This window comes from Actinotignum schaalii (assembly GCF_028864145.1).
GTDB lineage: Bacteria > Actinomycetota > Actinomycetes > Actinomycetales > Actinomycetaceae > Actinotignum > Actinotignum schaalii_B.
Genome location: NZ_JARBHJ010000019.1, coordinates 19,988 through 44,916, shown reverse-complemented (window position 1 = coordinate 44,916; position 24,929 = coordinate 19,988). Strand labels below are relative to the sequence as shown.

Sequence of the window (24,929 nt, the reverse complement as noted above, 5' to 3'; positions counted from 1 at the left end):
GGCCTTACGCATGGGTCGTTCCTTCCTCGTCGTCGTTCTGTGTGGGCTGTTCGGGTTCGCCGGACTGCGCGGTCTGCGCGGAGCTGGGCGCGGGGGGGGGCGCGCGGGGGGGGGGGGGGGGTGGGGGGCCCGCCCCCCCCCCCCCGCTCTGTGTGTGCGTTGCTTGCGTCTCTGTGCGCGCTTGCTTCTATCTGTGCGCGCGCTTGCTTGTGATCGGGCACGAATGTTTGAATACCGTGATGGTGAATCCTGATAGTGAGCCGCGGTATCGCATCGATATCGAAACAGCGCGAAGAATTGCGGTGACGGCGCAGGGGCTTGCCCCGGAAGCTCGCAGCGCCGAGCCTTCTATTGCCGATGTTTTCCAGCGCCTCGGCTGCGTCCAGATTGATTCGCTACAGGCCGTACGCAGATCTCAAGAATTGGTTCTGCTCGCCCGCGGGGTCGATAAACAGAGCTTACCGCTGCTGCACGAGAGTTCGACTGGCCTCTTCGAAACTTGGGGCCACGCGCATTCGCTTATGCCCAGGTTAATATGGCCCTTGCTCCATTGGCGTCGTCGCCTCATTAAACAACACGGGTTATCCGGTCCCCAGGTCGATGACGATGTGGCGCGGGCCGTGCTGGAACGCATACGCGAGAACGGCCCGATGGTGCACTCGCAGCTCGGGCGAGCGGTGGGGCAGGGGTGGGAGCGCAGCAGCCCGGTTAAAACTGCCTGTGAATGGTTGCTGAGCATTGGTGAACTCGCGGTGATCAGCCGAGACGAGAAGTGGCAAAGAATTTACTGCACGCCCGAGCAAGCGGGTTTGCCGGACGTGGAGCTTCTCGATGCGGATACAAGCCTGAATAAAACCGTTGTGCTAGCCCTGAGGGCACTCGGGATTGCGCGCCTTGACGATGTGGTGGATTATTTCAGGTTCCCGAAAAGCGCGAATATCCGCGAGCATTGTTTTGCGGACGGATATGTAGCGGTTGAGGTGCGCGGGCTGGCCGGAACGTGGCTTGTTCACGAGGCCCTCATGGAGGAACTACATAACGCCCGTTGGGAAACGGGCAGTATGACGCTGCTATCTCCCTTCGATTCGCTTATCTGGACGCGCTCGCGCCAGCGTGAGCTTTTCGGAAAAGATTATCGACTCGAGGCATATAAGCCCGCGCATAAACGGGAGTTTGGATATTTCGGGATGCCGATTCTGTGTGATGAGCAGATTATCGGGCGTGTCGCGGCTCGGGTAAAAGATGGCCACGTGGGAATAGAAAACCTTGAGGTGGATGAGGGCTTCTCACCCGAAAGTATTCGAAGCGAGATAACGACTCTTCTGGAATCCTGGGTGAGCTGAGGGAATCCTGGGTGAGCTGAGTTCCTATAGTCGAACTGAGGTCCTATAAGTCAAACCGCAGGAGTCACACCAGCATCTGCGGGGGCGCCAGGTGTTTTCAGCGCTGTACTTCGTATGTACGACATTCGCAGTACACCCCGGAAAACACATACCGGGCCCGGTCCACCGTGCGGCATCGGGCCCGGTCCGTCGTGCGGCACCGGGCCCGGTTCATGCAGTACTGGACTGGATCCGAGCTAACGGTATGCCGTTATGAGACCACGTTTACCAGCCGTAATTATCCTTGGAGAAATCCACCGTGATCGCCCCGTCCTTCACTTCGAAGCGCAGGGTGCGGTTCACCCAGATATTGACCGGCCACTCCGATTCTTTCCAGGGATCCTTCTCGCTGTAGCGCTGCTTGTAATTAATAATCGCCTTGCCCTTGACCTTGGCGGTGCCCACATAAGCGCCATTCTCGTAGCGCAGGCTGGAGGCCTCCACCTCGACCTTGGGTTCTTCCTTCCACGAGCGTCGAATCTCCGTCACGGCCTGGAAAAGAGGATCGCTCATATTCAATTCGGGGCAGTCTTTCACCTCGAAGGTATTAGCGGGCATGCACGCCTCATACCGGGCATTCACCTGTTTTTGGATTTCCGCGGCCACCTCCGGAGTGAAGCTCGGTTCAATGGATGCCGAGGAACCCGGGCCACTAACCGGAACGGATACACTCTCCGCCTCCCCGAAGCTCACGAAGGTATCACCGCCCTGGGCACCCACCGTGTAGGTCCCTGGGAAAGCGGGCAGCGAATAGTACTCGCTAGCGCGCTCGCCCTTCGTGGCCGGGTCCATCGTGGCCGAAAGATCGACGTCGACCCCATTAACATTCACCAGCGGCGTGGCGGAACGTAACTCCACTGTTCCCAGCGGTGCATCGGTCACCTGCCATTCGGAGAAGAACAGGAATTTCTTGCCGCGCTCGCTGAGGGTGAGATCAACGGGATATTTCTTCATATCGATGGTGAATTCCGCGCTCACGTGCACGGTATTTTTCCCGCCCGGCTGCGATTGCTTAAAGGCGGAGATAACCTCAAAATCCGTGGGCCGGTTCGTGGCCTTGCTGTAGATTTCGTCGCTGAGGAATAGGCGCTCCCCGGAACGCACATTCGGGTCGTACACCTCGAGCGCTGCACTGGCTTTCCCTTCCACAATCGCGGAGAGGTATGCCTCGGCAGTTTTCTCCGGCGCGAATTTACTGGCCGTTACCTTAAAACCAATAACGCCCGCCACGACGAGCACCAGCAAAACCGCCAGGCTGATCCACAATTTCTTATGTGATTTCTTTTCCCGCGGGAGCGCTGGGGCCGGGGCAGCGGCGTACATTCCGCCCGGCATTCCGGGGCCGGCGGCCGGGCTCGGCGCGGTGCCGTACCCGCCCGGAGGTGCGTAGCCCTGCGGCGGGGCGCCGTAACCGGGCTGCGGCGCATAGCCGGGAGCGGGCGGGTACCCCGGGACCGGTACCGCATCCGGAGCTGGTACCGCATCCGTGCCGGTCCCGGCACTGGTAGCACTCGGAATCTCCTCGAGCATTCGCGGAAGTGCGATACGGGTGGGCGCACCCGCATCAGCCTCGGTGGTGAGCCATGCTTCAGGCCCGCTTGGGGGCAGGGGCGACGGCGCCGCTGGCGCGGGCGAATCACCCGCCGGGGTCTCAGCGGAGAATGTGGCCTCCGGATCGGGCTGCGGGGGAGGCACCGGAACCGCGAGCGGATGCGCCGGGGTAGCTTCCTGCTGCGTTGCCGGCACCTCCTCGACGGGCGGAATAGTCCGGGTCAGCTCCGCGTCCTCGGGCGTCGGCGCGGAAGTCGGCGGAGGCGGAGGTGGGGGTGGCGGCACCGGCGTGGACGGTGGGAACTGGTCAGGTCCGTTAGTCATAGAAAGTCCTTCCTCACAGATGGAGTACGGTGACGTGGAAGGTGGAACTCGCGTGATGAGCCCCGCCGTCGTACCTGTAGAGTTTTTCATAAACTCCACGTATCCAGGGTAGCTGGGATACAGTTGCTACAGGAGAAAACTCCGTATATTAACCATAGAAACTATTAGTAGCTACACGGGTTTTCGTCCGCGTTGTCACGGAACGAAAATTCTATGGGAGAAAGTAGAACGGCTATGATGTACGATCCGCGCACGATGACCCTTGAAAACTTGGGAGACCCGCAGATTACCGCGCGGGATCTTGCCGATGTCGCGGCCCAGCGTCCCGACCTCTGGGATGCTATCGCGGTGCACCCGCAGTGCTATCCGGCACTGGTCTCCTGGATTCGCGAGCGCCAGGCCGAAGCCCCGGCGCAGCAGGCTCCGCAGTGTGCGCAGGCTCAGCAACCGGCAGCGCAGCCGGAAGAGCAGTCCGCACCTCAGTTCCAGCAGCCCGCCGCGCATGCCTCGCAGCCCCTCACTGCCGAACAGTGGCAAGCTCGTTTCCAGCTGGATAACGGGCGTGAACCCACGTTACGGGAATACCAGGAGGCCGTGGCGCAGGGCGCCGTGGCCGGGCCGGGTGTTTCCGATAATTCCGTGGGGGATATGAAAGAGGGCCTCAAGCAATTCGCCACCGGCGCCAAAGAATTTGTTAGTAACCGGGTGGCGCCGGCTGTCGCCCAGCAGGCCGGTGCGATGCGCCAGGGCTTCGCGAACGCTTCCGCAACAGGCGGCATTAACTGGCGTACGATTGTGCCGGCCGTGCTCATTGGTGCTCAGGTGCTTGCGATGCTCAGCGTTTTCCTGCCCTTTGCCTCTGCCTTCGGTTTTTCCGCCAGCATGATGAAGGGGGATGCCGAGTCGGCGTGGATGGTCATTCTCTGCTACCTCATTGCGGCGGTATTCGCCACGCTTGCTCTTGTCATTAAGAAGAAGTGGACCATGGCCACCGCCGGCGGGGTGGGTTTGCTTTTCGGAATTCTGCTCTTCATCGGGAGCATGAACGCGCTGTCGAAGCTTTCTGAATTCTCTGAGGTTGCCAGCGTAGGTATTGGTTTTATTCTCTTCATCCTCGCCACCATCGTGAATATTGCCTTCTCCATCTGGGCTATCGTACTGGTGGTCAAAAAGCAGCAATAACGAGGAAAGCCTGCGCATAGCGAGAAAAAGTAAAATCATAAAAGTGGGGCGGACAGCATTAACATGTCCGCCCCACTTGTGTATGCGAGCGCTAAATCATCTCTACTTCCTGGCGCCGCACCCGCGCCCCGCACAGGGCGTAGTAGGCCACGAAGCCGATGATGAGGGCCAGGATCACGCCGATATTGCCCGAGCCGAGCGGCCCGTCCACCCCGCCGATGAGGGGGAGGAGGTAGCCCTGCCAATCATTGAAGGGGGCATCGGAGAAGCCGTTGACTACCAGACCCCAGCCGATCACACAGCACACCGCCAAGATGGCCAGTGAGGTCACGTTGTACTTGCCGTAGCGGCCGGTGGGGGAGAAGAGTGCGGCGTCGTCGTAATCACGCTTACGCAAAGTAATATCCGCCATCATGATGCCGGTCCACGCGGCAAGCGGTACCCCCAAGGTGACCAGGAAGGACTGGAAGGGGCCGATAAACGTGGGCGAGAAGAAGGTGACGTATACGGTTCCCACGGTGAGAATGACACCGTCGATAAGGGAGGCGAGCGGCCGCGGAATCCGAATCCCTAGGGTCAGGAGCGTGAGCCCGGAAGAATAAATACCGTTAATCGCGCCCGATAGCAGCGAAAGAATTGCGGTGAGGAGGAAGGGGAGAAGGAACCAGGTGGGCAGGATGGTGGCCAGTGCCCCGACCGGGTCAGAGCCGATGGCTTCGGAGAGGGCGTCATCTGAACCGGCCAGCATAAGACCGAAACTAATGAGCACCACCGGGCCGAGGGAACCGCCCAGGGTATTCCAGAAAATAATGTGGCTTCCGCGCGCCTCCCGGCTCTGGTAGCGCGACCAATCCGCCGCGATATTCACCCAGCCCAGGCCCATGCCGGTGAGTACCATGACGAAAGCTCCGAGCATGGCCGCAACTGAGCCGGAAGAGTGGGAGAAGAGCGCGCCGGCGTCGAGATGCGGGAAAACTAAAATAATATAGATAATGGTGGTGATGCCGGTGATCCACGTGAGAACCGCCTGCATTTTCATAATAATGTGGTAGCCGGCCACCGCGCCCAAAACGATGAGGGTGGCAACAATTGCGGCCGCTACCACTTTGACCGTGGTGGAATCTTCCCCGGCCCACCCCAGCCGCGCGAGCACCGTATTGGTGGCCAGAACTGCGGTAATGGCCAGCGAAGTTTCCCAGCCGATGGAGGTCAGCCAGGAAATAATGCCCGGAATTTTCGCGCCGCTGACCCCGAAAGCTGCCCGGGACATGACCATCGTAGGCACCGAGCCGCGTTTGCCGCCCAGCGCGATGACCCCGCAAATAGCAAAGGAAAGAATCACGGCGATGACCGTGATAACCAGCGCCTGCGGGAAAGAAATACCAAATCCAAGCACCCACGCCCCGTAACTCATCCCAAAAACGGAGATATTCGAGGCGAACCACGGCAGGAAAAGATGCCGGGGTTTCGCGGTGCGCTCACTATCGTCGACTATTTCGATGCCGGTTGTCTCTATCGATGCCATAGGTACTATCTTTCTCCAGCTCAGCGGGGAATGGTAGAGGGACAGCGAAATTCGGGACGAGCAGACAGGAAGCGGTGGCCTCGTTTACCATAAAAGGGAATAGTTACGCGGGAGCGAAAGTCACGGGGAACGACGGCGCCGCTTTGGCTTTGAGCTGGCCACACGGATACGTCACCAGGAAGGAGCACGCGGTGATCGCCGGAATTGGAACCGATACCGTCGCAATCGATGCCTTCGCCCAGCAGCTGGATCTACCCGGCTCCCGCTTCCGCAACGTTTTTACCGCGCGGGAAATGCGCTACGCGATTCGCCGGGCCCAGCGCCACACCCGCACCGAGGCCGCCGGAGCTTTCGCCACCCCGGCCGCGGAAGATGCCGGATTTGAGACCGTTATTCCGGCCGCGGAACTCGCCCCGCACCTGGCGGCCCGGTGGGCCGCCAAAGAGGCCTTTATTAAAGCGTGGTCGGCGGCTCTTTACGGCTCCCAACCGGTACTGCCCGAGGGGCATTGGGACGCCATCGAGGTCACCAATGACCGCTGGGGGCGCCCGGCGATTATCCTCGGGGCACCGATAGCCGGGGCGGTTCATAAAACCCTGGGGAGTGTCAATATTCATGTTTCGATGAGTCACGATGGGAACGTGGCCAGCGCCGTCGTTCTTATCGAATACCAGAACACCGGTGCGCCGCACCGGGCCGCACCCACCCGATAAACCGCGCCTAAACCGCGCTACACCCAGCTCCTGGCCGTAACTACACCCCGAAGTGGCCGGAAATAGACCCGCGGTTCACGCTCTGAGAAGCAGTGGCGCGCCACCGCTGGCGTACACTACCGTGTGCCGGTACGAACGAAGCACTGAGGCGGTGGCACGGTCACCGCGGGGAGCGGAGCCCGCACGGGGCGAGGCGCCGCGATGAAGGAGCTGAGAAAACGTGGCACCACAGCAAGCTGGACAATCCGAGCAGACCGGGCCGTCCGGGCAATCGGAACAATCCGCCGAGCCGCAGCTGCAGCGCGGCCTGCACGCCCGCCACCTCACCATGATCGCGGTGGGCGGGGCGATTGGCACCGGGCTTTTCGTGGCCTCCGGAGAAACAATCAGCCAAGCCGGCCCGGGCGGAGCCCTGGTGGCCTACGGGCTCATCGGCATGATGGTCTACCTCCTCATGCAATCGCTGGGGGAGATGGCGGCCTACCTGCCGGTGGCCGGGTCCTTCGAAGAATACGGGCGGCGTTTCGTTTCGCCCTCTTTCGGTTTCGCCACCGGCTGGAACTACTGGTACAACTGGGCGATCACCGTGGCCGCAGAGCTTTCCGCCGCGGCGCTCGTGATGAAGTACTGGTATCCGGATACGCCCGGCTGGGTGTGGTCTGCGATCTTCCTGGCCCTGCTCATTTTGCTCAACGCGCTCTCGGTGCGCACCTACGGGGAAGGTGAATTCTGGTTCGCTCTTATTAAAGTGGTGACGGTTCTCGCCTTTATCGCGGTGGGGCTCCTCATGATTGCCGGTGTTTTCGGGGCGAGCCCGGGACTGGCTCACTGGACGGAAGGCGAGGCGCCTTTCGTCAACGGCGGAGCAGGAATCCTCGCGGTTTTCATGGTGGCCGGTTTCTCCTTCCAGGGCACCGAAATGGTGGGGATCGCCGCGGGGGAGGCTCGCGACCCCGCCACCACGGTTCCGCGTGCCACCCGCACAATTTTCTGGCGCATCCTCATCTTCTACATCGGCGCCATCGTGGTGGTGGGCACCCTGGTGGCCTATAGCGACCCGAACCTGCTGCGCACCGATATTTCCGATATTGCGGTCTCGCCCTTCACCCTGGTGTTTGAGCGCGCCGGGGTGGCTTTCGCGGCCGCCGTCATGAACGCCGTTATTCTTACCGCGGTGCTATCGGCGGGTAATTCCGGCCTGTATGTCTCCACCCGCATGCTTTTTGCGCTCGCCGAGCAGGGCAGCGCCCCGAAATTCCTGGCGCGTCTGACCCGCCGCGGCGTCCCGCTCAACGCCATGATCATCACGATTCTGGTGGCTACCGCCTGCTTCATCTCCTCCTTTATGGGCGACGGCAAAGCTTACGCCTGGCTCGTCAATGCCTCCGGCTTGGCCGGTTTTATCACCTGGATGGGTATCGCGTGGAGCCATTACAATTTCCGGCGCGCTTTTATCGCCCAGGGCCGTAGCCTCGACGAACTCCCCTTCAAGGCGCGTTTCTACCCGGCCGGCCCCATTGTGGCGCTGGTGATGTGCGCGGTGGTGATCGTGGGGCAGAGCTACCTCATTATTACCTCAGGTGGTGGAGCCCTCGACCTGCTCTCCTCCTATATCGGATTGCCGCTGTTCTTCGGCCTGTGGTGGGGCCACAAACTCATCACCAAGAGCCCCGCCGCGGATCTCTCCCGCGCGGACCTGAGCGCCCCCAAGATTTCCTGAACGACGCGTTGTTGCGTGCGGCGCGGTGTTTCTGCGCGGAACGGCTGCATTTTCTACGAGCCTGTGTACGACGACGCCGCAACGGCCCGCGTGGTCCGGAAAGCTGCGCCACAATTTTTGTGTCGTAACCCCGCGGTAGACTGTCGACCTAACAGCGAAGGCGTGGAAGGTGTGGAGGAGAGACATGAGTACACCACTGGATGAACCTTTAGCCGTGGCGGACCCGGAAGTTGCCGCGATTCTCACCGGGGAATTGCGTCGCCAGCAAGAAGGCTTGGAGATGATCGCTTCGGAAAACTTTGTTTCCCGCGCGGTTTTGCAAGCTCAAGGCTCTGTTCTCACCAATAAGTACGCGGAAGGTTATCCCGGGCGGCGCTATTACGGGGGCTGCGAATGGGTGGATAAGGCCGAAACCCTCGCCATAGAGCGGGCAAAAAGCCTCTTCGGGGCGGATTACGCGAACGTGCAACCGCATTCGGGTGCCTCAGCGAATGCCGCTGTCTACCACGCGATGGTGAAACCGGGGGCGAAAGTACTGGGTATGGCCCTTGATCAGGGCGGGCATCTTACCCACGGCATGAAACTTAATTTCTCCGGGCGCAATTACGATGTGGCTGCCTACCACGTCAACCCGGAAACCTATCTTCTCGATATGGATGAGGTGCGTGAAACCGCCCGGCGCGAACGCCCCGCCATGATTATCGCCGGGTGGTCCGCCTATCCGCGGCATGTGGATTTCGCGGCCTTCCGTTCCATTGCCGATGAAGTCGGTGCCGTGTTGTGGACTGATATGGCCCATTTCGCCGGCCTGGTAGCCGCCGGGCTGCACCCCAACCCCCTCCCGTACTCGGATGTGGTCACCACCACCATCCATAAAACCCTAGGTGGGCCTCGCTCGGGGATGATCCTTTCCGCGCGCGGGGAGGAATACGGCAAGAAGCTTAATTCCGCGGTATTCCCGGGCAACCAGGGAGGCCCGCTCATGCACGTGGTTGCCGCGAAAGCGGTGGCTCTCGGGTACGCGGCCACGGCAGAATTCCGCGAGCGCCAACGCCGCACCCTGGAAGGGGCCCGGATTCTGGCCGCGCGGCTCACGGAAGCTGATGTGGCTCAGGCCGGAATCTCGATTATTTCCGGGGGCACGGATGTCCACCTGGTCCTTGTGGATCTGCGCAATGCCGCGATCAACGGTCGGGAAGGGGAGGACCTGCTCGGTAGTATCGGTATTACCGTCAACCGCAACGGGGTTCCCTATGACCCCCGCCCGCCGTTCGTCACCTCCGGGCTGCGCATCGGCACCCCGGCGCTGGCCACTCGAGGCTTCGGCCCGGAAGAATTCACGGAAGTTGCCGATATTATCGCCCGCGCCCTCATCGGGGGCCACGCGGCACCGGTCGAAGAACTGCGCACTCGGGTACGCGCGCTCACGGACCGCTTCCCGCTCTACGCTGGTCTGGACCAGGTTGGCGCCACCCGGAGCGGGGAAGGTCAGTAATGGCAGCACAACTTCTGGACGGGCGCGCCGTCGCCGCCACTATTAAAGATGAACTGCGGGTGCGGGTGGATGCCCTGCGCGCCCGCGGCTACACTCCCGGGCTTGGAACGGTGCTGGTGGGCGATGATCCGGCGTCCGCGGCGTATGTACGCGGTAAGCACCGTGATTGCGCGGAGGTAGGTATCGCTTCTCTGCAAGTAGAGCTGCCGGCTAGCGCGAGCGCGGCAGAAGTTGCCGCTGCGCTGCATGAGCTCAATGCCAACCCGGCCTGCACCGGATATATTCTCCAACTCCCGCTTCCCGCCGGGATGCCCGAATCCCGCCTCATCGAAGCAATCGCTCCGGATAAGGATGCTGATGGCCTTCACCCGGTTAACCTCGGGCGTCTGGTGGCAGGCGTGAGCGGGCAGCTCACCTCCCCGCTGCCCTGCACCCCGGCCGGCATAGTGGAGCTGATCGAACGCCACGGGCTCAATCTTGCGGGAAAACACGTAGTGGTCCTCGGGCGCGGCATCACGGTGGGGCGAACCATTGGCCTTCTCCTCACCCGGAAGAACATTAACGCCACCGTGACGCTCTGCCATACCGGCACTCCGAATATTCCCGAGCTATGCCGGCACGCGGATGTCATTATCGCCGCGGTAGGCCAGGCTGGTTTCGTTCGTTCGGAATGGTTGGCGCCCGGCGCCGTTGTTGTTGATGTGGGGGTAACCCGGGAGCGCACCGCGGAAGGCACATGGCGCACCCTTGGGGATGTAGACCCGGGCGTGCGTGAACACTCAGCCTGGGTATCACCGAATCCTGGCGGGGTCGGCCCGATGACTCGGGTGATGCTGCTCAGCAACGTTGTCGATATGGCTGAACGCTACCTGGCGGAACAACACGGCACGGCTGGTGAATACGCGTCGGTCCCGTGTGCCGCAGAACAGCAGATCCCAGCAGGATCACCCGCGGCAGCACATATCCTCCCGGAGCATTCCGGGACTGGACACGAAAGGGAATGATATGCGGATCAGCACTGTCAACGTCAACGGGATTCGCGCGGCGGCGCGAAAAGGAATCGCGGCGTGGTTGGAGGCTACCGCGGCGGATATCGTCCTGCTCCAAGAAGTGCGTGCCCCCGCGGATATCACCGCAGAAATTTTCGCGGGCACCGGTTATCAGGTCTACACGGCTGTTTCCGAACTCAAAGGCCGGGCCGGAGTCGCGGTAGCAGTACGCGAAGGCATTGGCGTAGGTGAAGTTCGGGATCACCTGGGCGTGGGAGCTGATGGGGAACCTGTTGGCTTTGAAGCCCCGGTGGATAGCGGGCGCTGGCTTGAAGTGGAACTCCCGGATCTCCAGCTGCGGGTGGTGAGCGCCTACCTGCATTCGGGAGTGGCGGATAATCCGGAAAAAATGGCGGCAAAATACGCGCACCTCGAGCGGGTGAGTGCCCGCCTAGCACAATTCGACCCGGCCGCACGCACCCTAGTTGCCGGGGACTTCAATATCGTTCACACCGAAGCTGATATTGAGAACTGGAAGTCCAACCACAATCGCACCTCCGGGGTGCTTGACGATGAAATCGCCTACCTGGATCGGTGGTTCGGTGGCCCCTGGGTGGATGTGCAACGCGCATTGCTAGAACGCAGCGGGCATGAGGGCAAAGGCCCCTACACCTGGTGGAGCCAGCGCGGCAAAGCTTTTGACAACAACGTGGGTTGGCGCATCGACTACCATATGGCTAGCCCGGCACTTGCCGCCACCGCGCAAGCCTTTACTATCGGGCGAGCATCCTCCTACGCGGAGCGCTGGTCCGACCATGCCCCGCTCACGGTGGACTACCAGCTCTAGGCGTACTATTCAGAACCGTTGAGGAATCAAAACGTCTGTTTTTGTCGTAGGCCTCACGTACGATGGCTATGTGACAAAGCGGAATTCAATGATGGACGGTATCTCTCAAGCTCTCGGCGTGGACCGGCAGGGGCGGCAAGCCGCTCGGCGCGGTGCACCCAGCGGAGAACAAGGGGCGGAAAGCGGGATAGCCGGCGTCGTTCGCAAAGGAAAAGCCCTGGCCGAATGGGCGCAAGGCACGCGTATTATGCGGGGCTTGGGTCGCTACGGAAAGGCCCGTGGGGGTCTGCTCGCCGGTGGAATCGCCTATTCGGCGCTTTTCGCCATCACCGCGGCTCTCACCATAACCTGGACCGTTTTTATGGCTACTCTCGGAAGAAACGCGCAGCTGCGGGAAACCGTGGTGGATGGCGTCAATGCGGCCCTGCCCGGTATTCTCCAAGATTCCTCCGGGGAAGGCCTCATCAATCCCGATGACCTCATCCTCTCGGGAACCTCCGTGGTGGCTACCATCATCGCTGGCGCGGTGCTGCTGTGGACGGCCATGTCCATTATGGCCGGGCTCTCCACTGCCATCGGTGCCATGTTCGGGGTGAATCAACGAACCGAAAATGGGGTGGTGAGCATCTTCTTCCGCCTCGCCGGATTCGTGGTGCTCGCCCTGGGGATCCTTACCTCCGCGATCATCGGTTCCCTCGTTGGCTCGGTGGGAACCATGCTCCTTACCCATGTTGGAATGGACGGGGCCTTCGTACAATTCGGAACCAAAATCGCGGTCTTCCTGCTCGCGGCCACCGTGGACGCGCTCGTCATCATGTTCATTATTCGCTTCACCTCCGGGATCCGGGTGCCCCGCCGTGATTTCATCACGGGGGCGGCCCTCGGCGCGTTCCTCCTCTCCATCATTCGGGTGGTGGGGACCTCCGCGGTATCCAGCGTGTCCGGAAACCCGCTCCTCGCGCCCTTCGCCGCTATTGCCACCCTGCTGCTGTGGCTCAACCTCGCTTCGCGTATTGTGCTCATGGTCTCCGCGTATATGGCGAACCCGCCAAGGGCTTACGTAGCGCAGGATCCGGAAGAATTGCGGGGTACCACCACGCCCAATTACGTCACCCTCTCCGTTCCGGAAACACTCACGTGGCCCCATGATCCCATCACCGGTTCCCTCCTGCCCGAACCGAATAATGCCACCGGCCAGGAGGAAGAAGAGCTCCCCGAATGGGGAGGCCTGGCCGGTAACCTGGCCCGCCGCCGGGCCGAAAAGCTAGAATCAAAGGCGCGTGAGGCACAGCTTAAAGCTGAGGAAGCTCGCGCACACTACGTGAGCGGACAACGCGAACTTGCGCGCTCGCAGCGAAAGGATAGCTAGGCGTGACATTCCATGCGATTATTCCCGCCGGGGGAGCCGGTTCGCGGCTGTGGCCACTCTCGCGGGCCAGCCACCCGAAGTTCCTGGTTGATTTCGGTTCGGGGCACACCATGATTCACGATACGGTGACCAGGCTTGCCCCGCTGGCGTCCAGTATTTACACCGTGACGGGCACCGCACATGCCGCGGCGGTGCGCGATCAACTGGCTGGTATTACAACGCCCCTTCACTATGTGGTTGAGCCGAGTCCGCGTGGCACTATGGCCGCTATCGGTATTGCCGCGGCGCTCGCCCATCGCGCAGATCCGGATGCTCTGATTGGTTCCTTCGCGGCCGATCACCGTATTTCCGATACCGCGGCGTTCACCGCGGCCGTGCGCAAGGCGCTGGAGGCTGCCTCCCGCGGTTATCTTGTTACCCTCGGGATTACTCCAACCGGACCGGCCACCGGATTTGGCTATATCCGTGCGGGCGCGGCACTTCCCGGTCAATCTCCGGCCGGCGGATCGCCCGCTAGCAGAGAGAACACGGAGAACGCCGGTGGACCGCTGGAGAGCACCGCCGCCTTGCAGGTAGAACAATTCGTAGAAAAACCGGATGCGGAAACCGCCGCGCGCTATCTCGCGCAGGGCGGCTACTATTGGAACGCCGGGATTTTCGTGGCGCGGGCGGCCACGCTTATGGATATGCTCACCGAATACCGCCCTGATATCGCCGCACCGCTGCGCCAGCTTGCTCAATTGTGGGATCTGGACTCGGTCCGGCAAAATCCGCAGGTAGAAGAAATATGGGCGTCCATCCCGAAGGAAGTCATTGACAGGGCGGTAGCGGAACCGGCAGCTGCTGCGGGCCGGGTTGCCGTGGTACCAGCAGATATGGGCTGGTCCGATGCGGGAGATTACGATTCCCTCGCTGAAGGTATCCCTGCGGGGGAGCTCACCACCCAACGCGCCCCGGGAAGCACGGGGGCTCCGGTGCTTGCCGTTGATGCGCCGGATTCTCTGGTGTACAGCTCGACGAAGCCCGTTGTTGTGGTGGGAGTGCCGGGCGCCGTCGTTATCGATACCGGAAGTGCCCTGCTAGTAACCACCCGCGATAAAGCTCAGGATGTCAAAAAAGCCGTTGACGGCCTGGACGCGGCCGGGCTGGCCGAGCTCAGGTAGTTTTCCGCTCCGCGTAGCGAAGTGGAAGGCGCGTAGGTAGCGAAGGACAATAGAAACCATGAATACACGCGACTATCGGCGCGGGGCACAAACCCGGCGCGGTGCCCAGATCCCGCCCATCACCGCGGATACCAAGCTGCTGTCCAACCGGAGCAACGGGGACTGGACCCTCAGCGACCCGTGGCGAGTGCTGCGCATCCAATCCGAATTCGTGGAAGGATTCGGGGCGCTCGCCCACGTGCCACCCTGCGTCTCGATTTTCGGTTCGGCGCGCATCGGGCGCGAATCCCGTTACTACCGGGTGGCCGAAGAAACCGCCGATATTCTCAGCCAGCAAGGCTTCGGGATTATTACCGGTGGCGGGCCGGGGATTATGGAAGCCGCCAATAAAGGCGCGGCGGCGAATGACGGTCTCTCCATCGGCCTGGGAATTGAACTCCCGCACGAACAGGGCCTCAACGAGTACGTCAATCTCGGCATTGAATTCCGGTATTTCTTCGTGCGCAAAACAATGTTTCTCAAGTATTCTCAAGGTTTCGTGGTGCTCCCCGGTGGTTTTGGTACCCTCGATGAACTCTTCGAAGCCCTCACCCTGGTACAAACAGGTAAAGTCGCCGGTTTCCCGGTGGTGCTGGTGGGTAGCGATTTCTGGGGCGGTCTCGTGGAATGGATCCGCGGGCGCCTCGTGAGCGAAGGTATGATTTCGCCCGCAGATCCGAATATTTTCACCGTGGTGGATACCGCACATGAGGCTGTCGATGCTCTTATCGCAGGTCAGAGGTCCCTTACTGCGGAACAAGCCACGCGACAAGCTCGCCGCGAACAGGTGGCGGACTTCTAGTAGAATTAGGGGTGACGTTAGTCGCATAGTTGCGGCGAACAGGAAGGAAACCACTATGGCAGCTATGAAGCCACGCACGGGTGATGGACCGCTGGAAGTCGAACGTGAAGCGCGCGGAATCGTGGTCCGCATCCCAGTGGATGGCGGCGGACGCCTCGTCCTGGAACTCAACGATGAAGAATGCGTGAGCCTTAAAGAAGCTCTCGCAAGTGTGGAGAAGTAACCACCACCGAAGTATCTGCATCGACTACCTATCCGGGGGCCGGCCGGCAGGCGCGGCCCCCGGATACATGCATGCTTATAACCGGAGCATCCTGGTGAAAGGGTGAGTGGCTAACTAGTCAGCCACCGGTACCAGATAAAACTCCTTTTAAACGAAGAATGGCCCGGTTAGCGCAGCCGGCAGACTAGTACTCCATCGCCCAGAGGCACCAGGCTAGTGTCGAGTTCTTCGGCTTGCATAAGTGCTTTAATGAGATGGCGAATGGCCACCACGGGTTCTTCGCGGCGCGCCGGGTCAGCGACCTTACCGCCCTGGAGGGCGCCAGCCACTACCAATAGGCCCCCGGGTCGCAAAATCCGCAAAGCTTCTTCACAGTCACCGGCCGCCTCGAGGGGATCGCCGTCGACAAGCACCATATCGTAGGAGTGGGCCGCTAGTCGCGGCAAAATATCAGCACTGCGCCCGTTAATAATGCGCACTTTTCCAGGGCGGGCCCCGGCTCGAGCGAAGAGGGAACGTGCCACATGCTGGGCTTCGGACTCCACGTCAATCGTGGTGAGGTGAATATCCCCGGCACGCAGCAGGTAGAGGCCGGAAACTCCACTGCCCGTTCCGATTTCGACCGCGTTATTGACTTTCGCGCAGGCAGCCAGGACCGTGAGGAAGTTCCCGCAGGCTGGGCTCACGCACCGGATAGAGAATTCAGCGGCGGTGGCGCGGGCCGCCCGGGTAATATCCCCTTCGATAACGGCATCTTCAGCGTATGTCCACGCCAGGGTCCGATCGGACATAAGCCTCCTCCATAACAGGGATCGTGCGCAGCAATGTTTCTATCATAGTGCGCTGTGCCATTACGCGGGGCATGCGCGCCGCGGCAGCTCTTGGATACGTGCCGCTAGGGCTCGCAAAATATCACGCGCGGGGGAGTCCACCATATCGAGGACGAATGGTGTTCCGGCATCGCAGCCCTCCCGCAGTGCCGGCTCCAGCGGAATCTGGGCGAGAAGTTCGACCGGGTACCCGAGCGTTGCGCTGAGATTCGTGGCGACGAGCTGTCCACCGCCGGAACCAAAAATTGTATTTTTTGTTCCGTCCGGTAGTTCCAGGTAGGACATATTTTCGACGACGCCGATAACTGTCTGCTCCGTTTGTTTAGAAACTGCACCGGCTCGTTCAGCCACGTCCGCGGCAGCCGTTTGCGGCGTCGTCACAACGAGGATATCCGCGCGCGGTAGCATCTGCGCCAATGAAATAGCGACGTCGCCCGTCCCGGGCGGCAAATCGAGGAAAACATAATCAAGATCCCCCCAGTACACGTCCGCGAAGAATTGTTCGAGGGCTTTATGAAGCATAGGGCCGCGCCAGACCACCGGGGTATTACCCGGCACAAACATACCGATGGACATGACTTTCACGCCGTGTGCGACCGGGGGAATGATCATGCCGTTGAGCTGCTGAGCGGGAGTGTCCACTCCCATCATTCCGGGGATGGAAAAACCGTAAATATCGGCATCGATGAGGCCCACGCGCTGTCCGGTGGCGGCCAGTGCAACCGCGAGGTTCGCGGCTATTGAGGATTTGCCTACCCCGCCTTTCCCGGAGGCCACCGCGATAACGCGGGTGGGGGAATCGGGTCGCGCAAAAGAAATCTCCCTTGTGGTGCGCCCGCCACGCAGCTTTTGCTGCAGGTGTTGCACCTGGAGTGGAGTCATGGCACCCATGGTGATGGCAACGGTGCTGACGCCGTCAAGTGCGGCGATGGCCTCGCGTACCTCACGTTCGATCACGTCCTGGCGTGGGCAGTGCACGGTGGTGAGAAGTACCGTGAGGGTGACATCACCTTCCGGGCTCACCCGTAGCCCGTGAATCATATCCAGTTCGGTAATCGGGTGGCGTAATTCCGGGTCGATAACCCCGGAGAGGGCCTCCAGAACCCGATCCTTGGTGAGGGGAGTGGCCGCGGGTGAGCGCGGCACCGAATCGGAAACAGGGTCACTCGTGGGCACCGGGCTCCTCCCTAGGGCGGTCAAGCGCGGCGCGGGCGTGGTCATCTCCCGGATCAACGGGAACGTCACGTGCTTCGCGCTGGGCTTTAACCGCATCGAGTTCTTCTTGCAATTCGCGGATGCGTTCTTCGCGTTCGGCGGCACGATCAATATTGCGGTCATCAAGCTCGTGGAGTAAATCGCGCAATTCTGAACGAACAAAGTCTCGGGTGGCCATATCGCCGACCGCGTCGCGCAAGCCGGCAATTTCACGCATGAGGTATTCGGTATCCGCCAGGTTCCGGTCCGCCCGCTGGCGGTCCTGTTCGGCGCTCACTTTGTCACGCGCATCCTGGCGGTTCTGGGCTAGCAGGATCAGGGGCGAAGCGTAGGAGGCCTGCAAGGAAAGCATGAGCGTGAGCGCGGTGAAACCGAATTCCGCGGAATCAAACTGCCATTTCTCGGGGGCCATGGTGTTCCACGCCAGCCAGGCCACCACAAAAATAGTCAGGTAAACGAGGAAACTCGCGGTGCCCTGGAAACGGGCAATGCTTTCCGCCGCGCGCCCGGCAGCTTCCGGATCTTTACGCCGCCGGCGCCGAAACAAACGGCTGCGGCGTTCGAGTGGTTCATTGAAATCATTAGCCACGGTTCACCTCGTTCGTCGTGGATGCGGCGGGGGCTTCCGATGCTGTGGGGTTTTCTGATGCGGCGGAATCGTTGGGCGCTCCCGTAGAATTCACGTCCTCGGAATCCGCGCCCTCCCAGGAATCGTCCATATCACGCCAATCCTCGGGGAGGAGATGGTCGAGGACGTCATCAACGGAGACTGCCCCGAGGAGGAGCCCCTGATCCACCACCGGAACAGCGGTCAGGTTATAGGTTGCTAATTCGCGGGTCACCGAGCCGATGGGGGCTTCTGGATCCACCCCTTCAGTATTGCGATCCAGGATAGAACCGAGCATCGTGGTGGGGGGTTCGCGCAGCGCCCGCTGGATATGCACCGCGCCCAGATACCGCCCCGTGGGAGTTTCCAAGGGCGGGCGGCACACAAAAGCCACCGCGGCCAGTGCCGGGGGAATATCCGGACGGGATGCCGCGGCCAGGGCCTGGGCCACGGTGTCATCCGGGCCGAGGATCACCGGGTTGGGGGTCATGAGACCACCGGCGGTGCGCTCATCATAGGTGAGGAGGCGGCGCACATCCTGCGCTTCGCCTTCACTCATGGAGTCGAGGAGGATCGCTGCTGTTTCGGAGGGCAGATCGGCCATGAGGTCGGCCGCGTCGTCGGGCTGCATCACGTCCAAAACGTCACCGGCACGTTCCACATCCAAACCGGCCAATACCGTTACGCGGTCCTCATCACCGAGTTCTTCCAGAACGTCCGCGAGCTTTTCGTCCGTAAGTTCCCGGGCCACTGATTGCATGCGTTCCTCGGGTAAATCACGCAAAATTTCCGCAATATCCCACGGCTTGAGATCCACCAGCTGGGAGACAATAGAGGCGGCTCCCTGGGTGTGGCTCGCGGTGGATAGTCCGGCCACCTCGCTCACCTTGAGGATTTCCGAATGGCGAGAATTCGTGCCGATTCCGCGTACGTACACCTGGGTGAGGCCCCATTCGCGCCCGCGCAGGGGCTCAATGGCCGCGTCCACGACGCTCATGCGGGTGCCGGTTTCCCGCACCACCACTTCGCGGTCAATGAGCTGAGCCATGACGAGTGTTTCCGAACTGCGCTGCTGGAAGCGCCGCATATTGAGCACACCCGTAATGATGACCTGGCCGTTCGCGATGGACGTGACGCGGGTAATGGGCAGGAAGACCCGGCGGCGCCCCACCACATCAATGGTGAGCCCGACCGCGGAAGGCACACCCTTGACGCGGAACACCACGACGACATCGTGGACGGTACCCACCTGGTCGCCAATGGGATCGTAGACGGGGGTACCGGCCAGCCGCCCGATAAAAACGCGAGAATTTTGCGAGGTTTTCATTAGCGCTGCACCCGCGTGAACCATTCTTCGATATCGGCGATGGTCCGCGGTATATCTTCCGAGAGGCGCTCAGCGCCGTTTTCCGTGATGAGAATGTCATCTTCGATACGCACCCCGATTCCGCGGAAACGTTCGGGAACCTTGAGGTCGTCTTCGCGGAAGTACAGGCCCGGTTCGATGGTGAAGATCATCCCCGGTTTCAGTTCCGCATCCAGGTACATATCCCGGCGGGCGGCCGCGCAATCATGCACATCCAAGCCGAGGTGATGGGAGGTGCCGTGCGGCATCCAACGCCGGTGATACTGGCCTTCGGGGGCCAGGGACTGCGCGGCGGTGCCCGGAAGCATACCCCACTTTTCTAGGTAGCTAGCGATAACCTCCATGGCGGCGGCATGCACATCCTTGAATTTCACGCCGGGGGTACCGGCTACCTCAAGGGCGCGCTCAGCAGCTTCGAGCACAGCGTTATACACCTCCGCCTGTTCTGCGGTGAAGGTGCCGCTGACCGGGAGGGTGCGGGTGATATCTGCGGTGTAGAGAGAATCGAGTTCCACGCCGGCATCGACGAGGATGAGATCACCTTCGCGTACTTCGCCGTCATTTGTCATCCAATGGAGGGTATTGGCGTGGTTACCGGAGGCCGCGATGGTGTCATATCCCAAGCCGTTTCCTTCTTCGCGGGCGCGTGCAAAGAATGCACCTTCCACCACGCGCTCCCCGCGATGGTGGGCAACCGCGCGGGGCAGGCTGCGAATAATCTCATCGAAACCGGAATAGGTAGCGGCCACAGCTTTGCGCATTTCTCGGATCTCGAAATCATCTTTAATGAGGCGAAGTTCAGAGAGGGCCTGGGCCAGCTCCATATCCTGAGCGGCATCTTGGGACAGCCCGGCCGCGGCACGCAAATCGCTTACCTGTGCGGTGATTTGTTCCGATGCTTCCGCGAGCACCCGGAGACTCACCTGGCCTTCCCCGAGATCCTTCGCGAGGGCATCGGGCAGGTTATCGAGAGAATCGGTGGCCAATCCAGTGGCGCGGCTCACTTCCTCCAGGGAGGGGCGGGCTCCCACCCAGAATTCCCCGTGGGCCGGGTCCGAATAAAACTCCTCCGAGGAACGCGAGGCGCGCGGGTAGAAGTACAGGGTGACATCATGCCCGCCCTCTTCACGCGGGTTGAAAACAAGCACCGCGCCCGGTTCCTGTTCCCCGCCCAGGCCTGTCATATGCGAGAAAGCAGAGTGAGCACGGAAGCGGTAATCGGTGTCATTAGCGCGCACCTTGGTTTCCCCGGCTGGAATAACGAGCCGTTCACCCGGGAAAAGTGCGGAAAGAGCAGCGTGGCGTGCCGGCAAATAATCTGCCACCTCCGTGCGTGGCGCCGGTTCGGGGCGCGGGCCCCAATCCGAGCCCATGAACTCCCGAAATTCGAGGTTACTGGGCTGCTGAGAACGGTTATTTCCGCGAGCGCGCAAATTTTGCTGCGCAGTATCCTGATCGTGCTGTCCCTTGGTAGTCATACCGTCCATTATCGCACCCTTTCCCGACATAAAAAGCCCCGGGAACTTTTCCCGCACTCACCGTCGGCTAAGCTGGAGGGCATGGCTGTTGATACCCACACTCACTCCACCGCTTCCGATTCCACGGTCACTCCACGCGAACTCGTGGAGGAAGCTGAGCGTATCGGTCTGGCCGGAATTGCGCTCACCGACCACGATACGGTGGCTGGGTGGGAGGAGGCCGCCGCTGCGGCGGGCTCCTGCGGCGTCGTTCTTATCCGTGGCATGGAGCTATCCACGAAATGGGAAGGGATCACCTGCCATATCCTTGGTTATCTTTTCGATCCGAGCGATCATGCGATCCAGGAACATATCGTCACCACGCGGGCATCGCGTCTGACGCGAACCCGGGCCATTGTGGATAAGCTCAGCGCGGATGTGCCGATCACCTGGGATGACGTGGTGGCTCATACCCCTCCGGGGGCGACGGTCGGGCGTCCCCATATTGCCGATGCCCTGGTGGCGGCCGGTGTGGTTCCCACCCGGAGCGCGGCTTTTACCCACTATCTTTCCGTGCACGGGCCGTATTATGTGTCCCACTATGTGCCGCAGGCCTGCGAGGCCATCCGGATGGTCACGGCGGCGGGCGGGAAAGCGGTCCTGGCTCATCCGGTGGCACCGGCACGCAATAAGGTCGTGCCCGAGCGTGCTTTTGATGAGATGGCCGCGGCCGGGCTTTTTGGGGTGGAGCTACGCCACCCGGAAAATGCTCCGGAGCTAGTGCCGGGCCTGGAACGCATTGCCGCGCGGCTGCAGCTACGCGGTTTCGGGGCGAGTGATTATCACGGGAGTGGGAAAACGAATCGGCTCGGGCAATACACCACGAGCGCGGAAATTATCGCCGAGTTGGTCGACGGTAGCGCCTTGCCTGTGCTAGGTTAAAACGCGCTTCACTGCCGTAGCGTTCCGGCGGGAGCCGGGTACCTGCGAGCGCCATTCTTCGCTGGTGCGGGCACGGCCGTGAAAACTTTCAGGATGTCTTTTCGATTATCGCGGGGATGTCTTAGGATGGTGTCGTTATAAGTCCGGCTCGGTGTAAAACCGCTCCTGCGGATGTGGAGGACCTGGTCGCCGGGGAGAATCAGGAGGTACTGCCCCGTGGCCGTCTTTGATGTCACGATCTTCTTGTCCACCTTCATGACCTTGTTCGTCATCGCCGACCCGCTGGGTAACCTCCCGGTTTTTATTGCTCTTACCGCGCGTAATACCAATAAAGAACGTAATCGCGCGGCCTGGCAATCGGTCCTCACCTCCGCGATTGTGCTGGCGATTTTCGCGGTTTTCGGTAAATACATTCTGGATTTGCTGGGAATCACCACCGCCGCCATGCAGATTTCCGGCGGTATCTTGCTTTTGCTCGTTGCCCTCCAGCTCATGCAGGACGAATCCAATCCGCAAGAAGAAGAAGCGAAGGCTTCCTCGGTGAATATCGCCCTGGTTCCCATGGGGATTCCGCTGCTGGCGGGTCCCGGCGCGATTGTTGCCATCATGATTAAGGTGGAGGAATCTGGCGATTCTTTGGGTGGGATCCTCGCGATCATCGCCGCCTTTATTCTGCTGCACATTATTGAATGGGTGGTTTTGCGTTTCGCTTCGCCCATGCACCGGCTCCTCGGCGAAGGCGGCACGGTGTTCCTCACCCGCATCGCAGGTATGCTGCTAGCCGCTATTTCGGTGCAGCTTATTATTGCCGGCGCGGTGTCCGTGTGGCCGGGAGCCGCCTAAGTTTTTCTTTTCCGCACACTTCTTAAAGTGCAGGCGGGCACCTCCGGGAAATGTGGAGCTGCCCGCCTGAGCTTGTTAATCCTTCTTAGTCCAGTTTGCGGGAGAGTTTACGACGCCGCCGCTGCGTTCCTGCCTGCTCGCTAGCCGCGGAAGTTTCGGCCCGCGTGCTGGGGGTGCTGAGTTTGCGACGAGTGCGCCCGGAAGTACTGCGCTGTTCTTTTTCTTCAGCACGACGACGCCCGTTTCCCGAGCGCTGCCCCTCGGTCTTTGTGTCCGTGGATGTGGCACGGCGCGATCCACCGGCGGAAGAAGAATGGCGCGCACCGCCACGTTCGCGTGAGCCACGGCGTTCGTGCCCGCCACGGCGAGCCGCGCGACGTTGGGAATTCCCGCGCCTGCCCCGCGAGTGGCCGGTTTCGCCCAGATCCTCAATTTCTTCGGCATCTAAGCCGGCTAGCACCCGCTGGGATTCGGGGAGGGTCGGGCCGGCATCGGTGGGAATATCAAGATCGGTGTAGAGGTGATCGGAGGTGTGATATGTCTCCACCGGATCGGCCATCCCGAGGTTGAGCTGCTTGCTGATAAGTGACCAGCGGGGCATATCTTCCCAATCCACGAAGGTCACGGCGGTACCCTTGTTCCCGGCCCGGCCGGTGCGGCCGATGCGGTGAATATAGATCTTTTCATCTTCGGGGCACTGGTAGTTAATGACGTGGGTAACATCGTCCACATCAATACCGCGGGCAGCTACATCGGTTGCAACAAGCACGTCAATCTTGCCTTTACGGAAGGCCCGCAAGGTTTGTTCCCGAGCGCCTTGGCCCAGATCGCCGTGCAGGGATCCCACCGCGAATCCGCGCTCGCGCAAGGTATCGGCCAGGCGGGCTGCATTGCGCTTGGTGCGGCAGAAAATAATGGCGCGCTCCCGGCCCCGGGCCTGGAGAATGCGCGAGACCACCTCATCTTTATTGAGAGCATGGACGCGGTAGGCAACCTGGCGAATATTTTTCACGGTGGCGCTGTCATCACCGGGAGTATGGGCACGAATATGGGTCGGTTTCGTCATGTAGCGGCGTGCCATGGTGATGACGGGGCCGGGCATGGTTGCCGAGAAGAGCATGGTGTGGCGGGTTGGTGGAACTGCGGAGAGGATTTTTTCGACGTCGTCCAAAAAACCGAGGTCGAGCATTTCATCGGCCTCATCAAGGACCACGGTGCGAACGCGGCTGAGTGCGAGGACACCGTGTTTCATGAGGTCAATGATGCGACCCGGGGTGCCCACCACGATTTCGACGCCCTCGGCCAGTGCTTCTTGCTGGGGCTCATAGGCGCGCCCACCGTAAATATCGACGATACGCAAGCTGCGGTGGGCGGCGGCGTTACGCAGTTCCAAAGCAACCTGTTTGGCCAGTTCGCGGGTAGGGAGCACGACGAGTGCTTGGGGCTTACCCTGATCTGCTGGAGAAATGGCATCCCAGCCTTCTTCTCCCGGGCCTACGGCGACCTCGAGGAGAGGAATGCCGAATCCCAGAGTTTTCCCGGTGCCGGTTTTGGCCTGACCGATAATATCGTGCCCGGTCAGGGCAACGGGAAGGGTAAGTGCCTGGATCGGGAACGGGTGGGTAATGCCGTGCTCTGCCAGGGCACGAACGATGGGTTCGGAAACTCCGAAATCTGCGAAAGACTTGGTTTCGAGGCCTTCACCCGTACCGGTGATATCGGCGGCGGGGGAGGTGTCGGTGGGTTCATGAGCGCGGGAGGAATCAATCACTCCGGAAGCCATATGCTGTCCTTTCTGCGTGCGCTAACGCGCACGAGCTAGGGGCGGGTGCAGCAGTTGCGATATATGCCACATCAGCCGGTTACACACCGGCGACCGAGCACACCACCCGGCGTAGCAGCCGATCGCGACAATCCCCAGCGACCGGGCAGCTACACATATCAATCACGCCTGGAGGCGGCGTACACGCCCTCAGGCTCCCGGCTATTCTACGGCACTAACCCGGCCGGGCCGCCGCGACCTCCCGTGCACCACGAATCTCCTAGAGACCGAAGCCAACCCGGCGGGTATCCTGTTCGCGGATTTCCACGAAAGCAATAGCATCGGCGGGAATAGTGACTTCACGATTCTTCTTCGCGGTAATACGCAAAGGCTTGCCTTCTCCACCCAGGCTGGCATCGACAAGTGCGCGCAATTCCTCAACCGAGGCATCCGTTTCCAAAATCAAATCACGGGTAGTTTCACGAAAACCAATCACGATTTCCATATGTTTCTCCTTGAATACTCTAGGGATGCGGGGCCATAAGGCACCGCCGTGAAGGAGCCTGATAGCTCATCTTCGCGA

22 protein-coding genes are annotated in these 24,929 nt (G+C 61.0%); 13 read left to right on the top strand and 9 right to left on the bottom strand.

Features of this window, described 5'->3' with window-relative positions:
- The first annotated feature begins 239 nt into the window (after positions 1-239).
- On the top strand, positions 240-1,343 hold the full coding sequence (locus PWJ82_RS05375) for a DNA glycosylase AlkZ-like family protein (protein WP_274735671.1): 1,104 nt from the start codon (positions 240-242) through the stop codon (positions 1,341-1,343).
- Positions 1,344-1,607: 264 nt separating this feature from the next.
- Here PWJ82_RS05375 and PWJ82_RS05370 read toward each other — a convergent pair whose 3' ends face one another.
- Positions 1,608-3,257, bottom strand: a complete 1,650-nt coding sequence (locus PWJ82_RS05370) for a hypothetical protein (protein ID WP_274735670.1) — start codon at positions 3,255-3,257, stop codon at positions 1,608-1,610.
- A gap of 234 nt (positions 3,258-3,491) precedes the next feature.
- Here PWJ82_RS05370 and PWJ82_RS05365 point away from each other — a divergent pair, with 234 nt between their 5' ends.
- Entirely contained in the window at positions 3,492-4,439 is a 948-nt protein-coding gene (locus PWJ82_RS05365; protein ID WP_274735669.1) for a hypothetical protein, read from the top strand.
- Positions 4,440-4,530: 91 nt separating this feature from the next.
- On the opposite strand, the gene PWJ82_RS05360 is transcribed toward PWJ82_RS05365, so the two are convergent.
- Positions 4,531-5,964, bottom strand: a complete 1,434-nt coding sequence (locus tag PWJ82_RS05360; RefSeq protein ID WP_016443002.1) for a purine-cytosine permease family protein — start codon at positions 5,962-5,964, stop codon at positions 4,531-4,533.
- A 191-nt stretch (positions 5,965-6,155) separates the two neighbouring features.
- Between PWJ82_RS05360 and PWJ82_RS05355 the strand changes: the two genes are divergently transcribed.
- The 9 genes from PWJ82_RS05355 (at position 6,156) to PWJ82_RS05315 (ending at position 15,324) form a co-directional block, all read left to right on the top strand.
- Complete coding sequence (locus PWJ82_RS05355) at positions 6,156-6,677, top strand: holo-ACP synthase (RefSeq protein ID WP_206435388.1); 522 nt, start codon at positions 6,156-6,158, stop codon at positions 6,675-6,677.
- Between the two features lie 220 nt (positions 6,678-6,897).
- Positions 6,898-8,397, top strand: coding sequence for an amino acid permease (locus PWJ82_RS05350; RefSeq protein WP_425536588.1), 1,500 nt, complete (start codon positions 6,898-6,900; stop codon positions 8,395-8,397).
- 184 nt (positions 8,398-8,581) lie between these two features.
- Positions 8,582-9,892, top strand: a complete 1,311-nt coding sequence (gene glyA, locus PWJ82_RS05345; protein WP_274735668.1) for a serine hydroxymethyltransferase — start codon at positions 8,582-8,584, stop codon at positions 9,890-9,892.
- On the top strand, positions 9,892-10,896 hold the full coding sequence (locus tag PWJ82_RS05340; protein ID WP_274735666.1) for a bifunctional methylenetetrahydrofolate dehydrogenase/methenyltetrahydrofolate cyclohydrolase: 1,005 nt from the start codon (positions 9,892-9,894) through the stop codon (positions 10,894-10,896). Before glyA ends, PWJ82_RS05340 begins: the two co-directional genes overlap by 1 nt.
- Position 10,897: 1 nt before the next feature.
- Entirely contained in the window at positions 10,898-11,728 is an 831-nt protein-coding gene (locus PWJ82_RS05335) for an exodeoxyribonuclease III (protein ID WP_274735664.1), read from the top strand.
- A 70-nt stretch (positions 11,729-11,798) separates the two neighbouring features.
- Positions 11,799-13,097, top strand: a complete 1,299-nt coding sequence (locus PWJ82_RS05330) for a YihY/virulence factor BrkB family protein (RefSeq protein WP_274735662.1) — start codon at positions 11,799-11,801, stop codon at positions 13,095-13,097.
- A 2-nt stretch (positions 13,098-13,099) separates the two neighbouring features.
- Positions 13,100-14,260, top strand: a complete 1,161-nt coding sequence (locus PWJ82_RS05325) for a mannose-1-phosphate guanylyltransferase (protein ID WP_274735661.1) — start codon at positions 13,100-13,102, stop codon at positions 14,258-14,260.
- 58 nt (positions 14,261-14,318) lie between these two features.
- On the top strand, positions 14,319-15,101 hold the full coding sequence (locus PWJ82_RS05320; protein WP_274735659.1) for a TIGR00730 family Rossman fold protein: 783 nt from the start codon (positions 14,319-14,321) through the stop codon (positions 15,099-15,101).
- Between the two features lie 55 nt (positions 15,102-15,156).
- Positions 15,157-15,324, top strand: a complete 168-nt coding sequence (locus PWJ82_RS05315; RefSeq protein WP_016442993.1) for a DUF3117 domain-containing protein — start codon at positions 15,157-15,159, stop codon at positions 15,322-15,324.
- Positions 15,325-15,491: 167 nt separating this feature from the next.
- Here the strand turns inward: PWJ82_RS05315 and PWJ82_RS05310 are convergent, their stop codons facing one another.
- Genes PWJ82_RS05310 through PWJ82_RS05290 form a run of 5 tightly spaced genes read right to left on the bottom strand, consistent with a single transcriptional unit; the run spans position 15,492 to position 20,829 of the window.
- Positions 15,492-16,115: an O-methyltransferase gene (locus PWJ82_RS05310; protein ID WP_274735657.1), complete on the bottom strand. Its 624-nt coding sequence runs from the start codon at positions 16,113-16,115 to the stop codon at positions 15,492-15,494.
- A gap of 60 nt (positions 16,116-16,175) precedes the next feature.
- The gene (locus PWJ82_RS05305; RefSeq protein ID WP_274735655.1) at positions 16,176-17,330 is read right to left on the bottom strand and encodes an Mrp/NBP35 family ATP-binding protein; all 1,155 of its coding nucleotides are present in this window, start codon (positions 17,328-17,330) and stop codon (positions 16,176-16,178) included.
- Positions 17,317-17,958 (bottom strand): DUF1003 domain-containing protein, encoded by a 642-nt coding sequence (locus PWJ82_RS05300; RefSeq protein ID WP_087070615.1) that lies wholly within the window; start codon positions 17,956-17,958, stop codon positions 17,317-17,319. The genes PWJ82_RS05305 and PWJ82_RS05300 overlap by 14 nt, the downstream gene beginning before the upstream one ends.
- A complete protein-coding gene (locus PWJ82_RS05295) occupies positions 17,951-19,303 on the bottom strand; it encodes a magnesium transporter MgtE N-terminal domain-containing protein (protein ID WP_274735652.1) in 1,353 nt (450 codons plus the stop codon). The genes PWJ82_RS05300 and PWJ82_RS05295 overlap by 8 nt, the downstream gene beginning before the upstream one ends.
- The gene (locus PWJ82_RS05290; RefSeq protein ID WP_274735650.1) at positions 19,303-20,829 is read right to left on the bottom strand and encodes an aminopeptidase P family protein; all 1,527 of its coding nucleotides are present in this window, start codon (positions 20,827-20,829) and stop codon (positions 19,303-19,305) included. The genes PWJ82_RS05295 and PWJ82_RS05290 overlap by 1 nt, the downstream gene beginning before the upstream one ends.
- A gap of 72 nt (positions 20,830-20,901) precedes the next feature.
- On the opposite strand from PWJ82_RS05290, the gene PWJ82_RS05285 reads away from it, so the two are divergent.
- Complete coding sequence (locus PWJ82_RS05285) at positions 20,902-21,741, top strand: PHP domain-containing protein (RefSeq protein ID WP_274735649.1); 840 nt, start codon at positions 20,902-20,904, stop codon at positions 21,739-21,741.
- A 216-nt stretch (positions 21,742-21,957) separates the two neighbouring features.
- Positions 21,958-22,584 carry a MarC family protein gene (locus PWJ82_RS05280; protein ID WP_274735648.1) on the top strand — a complete coding sequence of 209 codons (627 nt, stop codon included), beginning with the start codon at positions 21,958-21,960 and terminating at the stop codon, positions 22,582-22,584.
- Positions 22,585-22,669: 85 nt separating this feature from the next.
- Here PWJ82_RS05280 and PWJ82_RS05275 read toward each other — a convergent pair whose 3' ends face one another.
- Positions 22,670-24,367, bottom strand: a complete 1,698-nt coding sequence (locus tag PWJ82_RS05275) for a DEAD/DEAH box helicase (protein WP_274735646.1) — start codon at positions 24,365-24,367, stop codon at positions 22,670-22,672.
- 259 nt (positions 24,368-24,626) lie between these two features.
- The gene (locus tag PWJ82_RS05270; RefSeq protein WP_087070621.1) at positions 24,627-24,851 is read right to left on the bottom strand and encodes a DUF3107 domain-containing protein; all 225 of its coding nucleotides are present in this window, start codon (positions 24,849-24,851) and stop codon (positions 24,627-24,629) included.
- Positions 24,852-24,929: the final 78 nt, after the last annotated feature.

What these genes read in the sequence shown, in the direction of transcription:
- PWJ82_RS05275 (WP_274735646.1), bottom strand. Translation starts at nt 24,367, where the DNA reads ATGGCTTCCGGAGTGATTGATTCCTCCCGCGCTCATGAACCCACCGAC.
- PWJ82_RS05285 (WP_274735649.1), top strand. Translation starts at nt 20,902, where the DNA reads ATGGCTGTTGATACCCACACTCACTCCACCGCTTCCGATTCCACGGTC.
- PWJ82_RS05290 (WP_274735650.1), bottom strand. Translation starts at nt 20,829, where the DNA reads ATGGACGGTATGACTACCAAGGGACAGCACGATCAGGATACTGCGCAG.
- PWJ82_RS05375 (WP_274735671.1), top strand. Translation starts at nt 240, where the DNA reads ATGGTGAATCCTGATAGTGAGCCGCGGTATCGCATCGATATCGAAACA.
- PWJ82_RS05320 (WP_274735659.1), top strand. Translation starts at nt 14,319, where the DNA reads ATGAATACACGCGACTATCGGCGCGGGGCACAAACCCGGCGCGGTGCC.
- glyA (WP_274735668.1), top strand. Translation starts at nt 8,582, where the DNA reads ATGAGTACACCACTGGATGAACCTTTAGCCGTGGCGGACCCGGAAGTT.
- PWJ82_RS05370 (WP_274735670.1), bottom strand. Translation starts at nt 3,257, where the DNA reads ATGACTAACGGACCTGACCAGTTCCCACCGTCCACGCCGGTGCCGCCA.
- PWJ82_RS05340 (WP_274735666.1), top strand. Translation starts at nt 9,892, where the DNA reads ATGGCAGCACAACTTCTGGACGGGCGCGCCGTCGCCGCCACTATTAAA.
- PWJ82_RS05310 (WP_274735657.1), bottom strand. Translation starts at nt 16,115, where the DNA reads ATGTCCGATCGGACCCTGGCGTGGACATACGCTGAAGATGCCGTTATC.
- PWJ82_RS05270 (WP_087070621.1), bottom strand. Translation starts at nt 24,851, where the DNA reads ATGGAAATCGTGATTGGTTTTCGTGAAACTACCCGTGATTTGATTTTG.
- PWJ82_RS05360 (WP_016443002.1), bottom strand. Translation starts at nt 5,964, where the DNA reads ATGGCATCGATAGAGACAACCGGCATCGAAATAGTCGACGATAGTGAG.
- PWJ82_RS05365 (WP_274735669.1), top strand. Translation starts at nt 3,492, where the DNA reads ATGATGTACGATCCGCGCACGATGACCCTTGAAAACTTGGGAGACCCG.
- PWJ82_RS05335 (WP_274735664.1), top strand. Translation starts at nt 10,898, where the DNA reads ATGCGGATCAGCACTGTCAACGTCAACGGGATTCGCGCGGCGGCGCGA.
- PWJ82_RS05315 (WP_016442993.1), top strand. Translation starts at nt 15,157, where the DNA reads ATGGCAGCTATGAAGCCACGCACGGGTGATGGACCGCTGGAAGTCGAA.
- PWJ82_RS05295 (WP_274735652.1), bottom strand. Translation starts at nt 19,303, where the DNA reads ATGAAAACCTCGCAAAATTCTCGCGTTTTTATCGGGCGGCTGGCCGGT.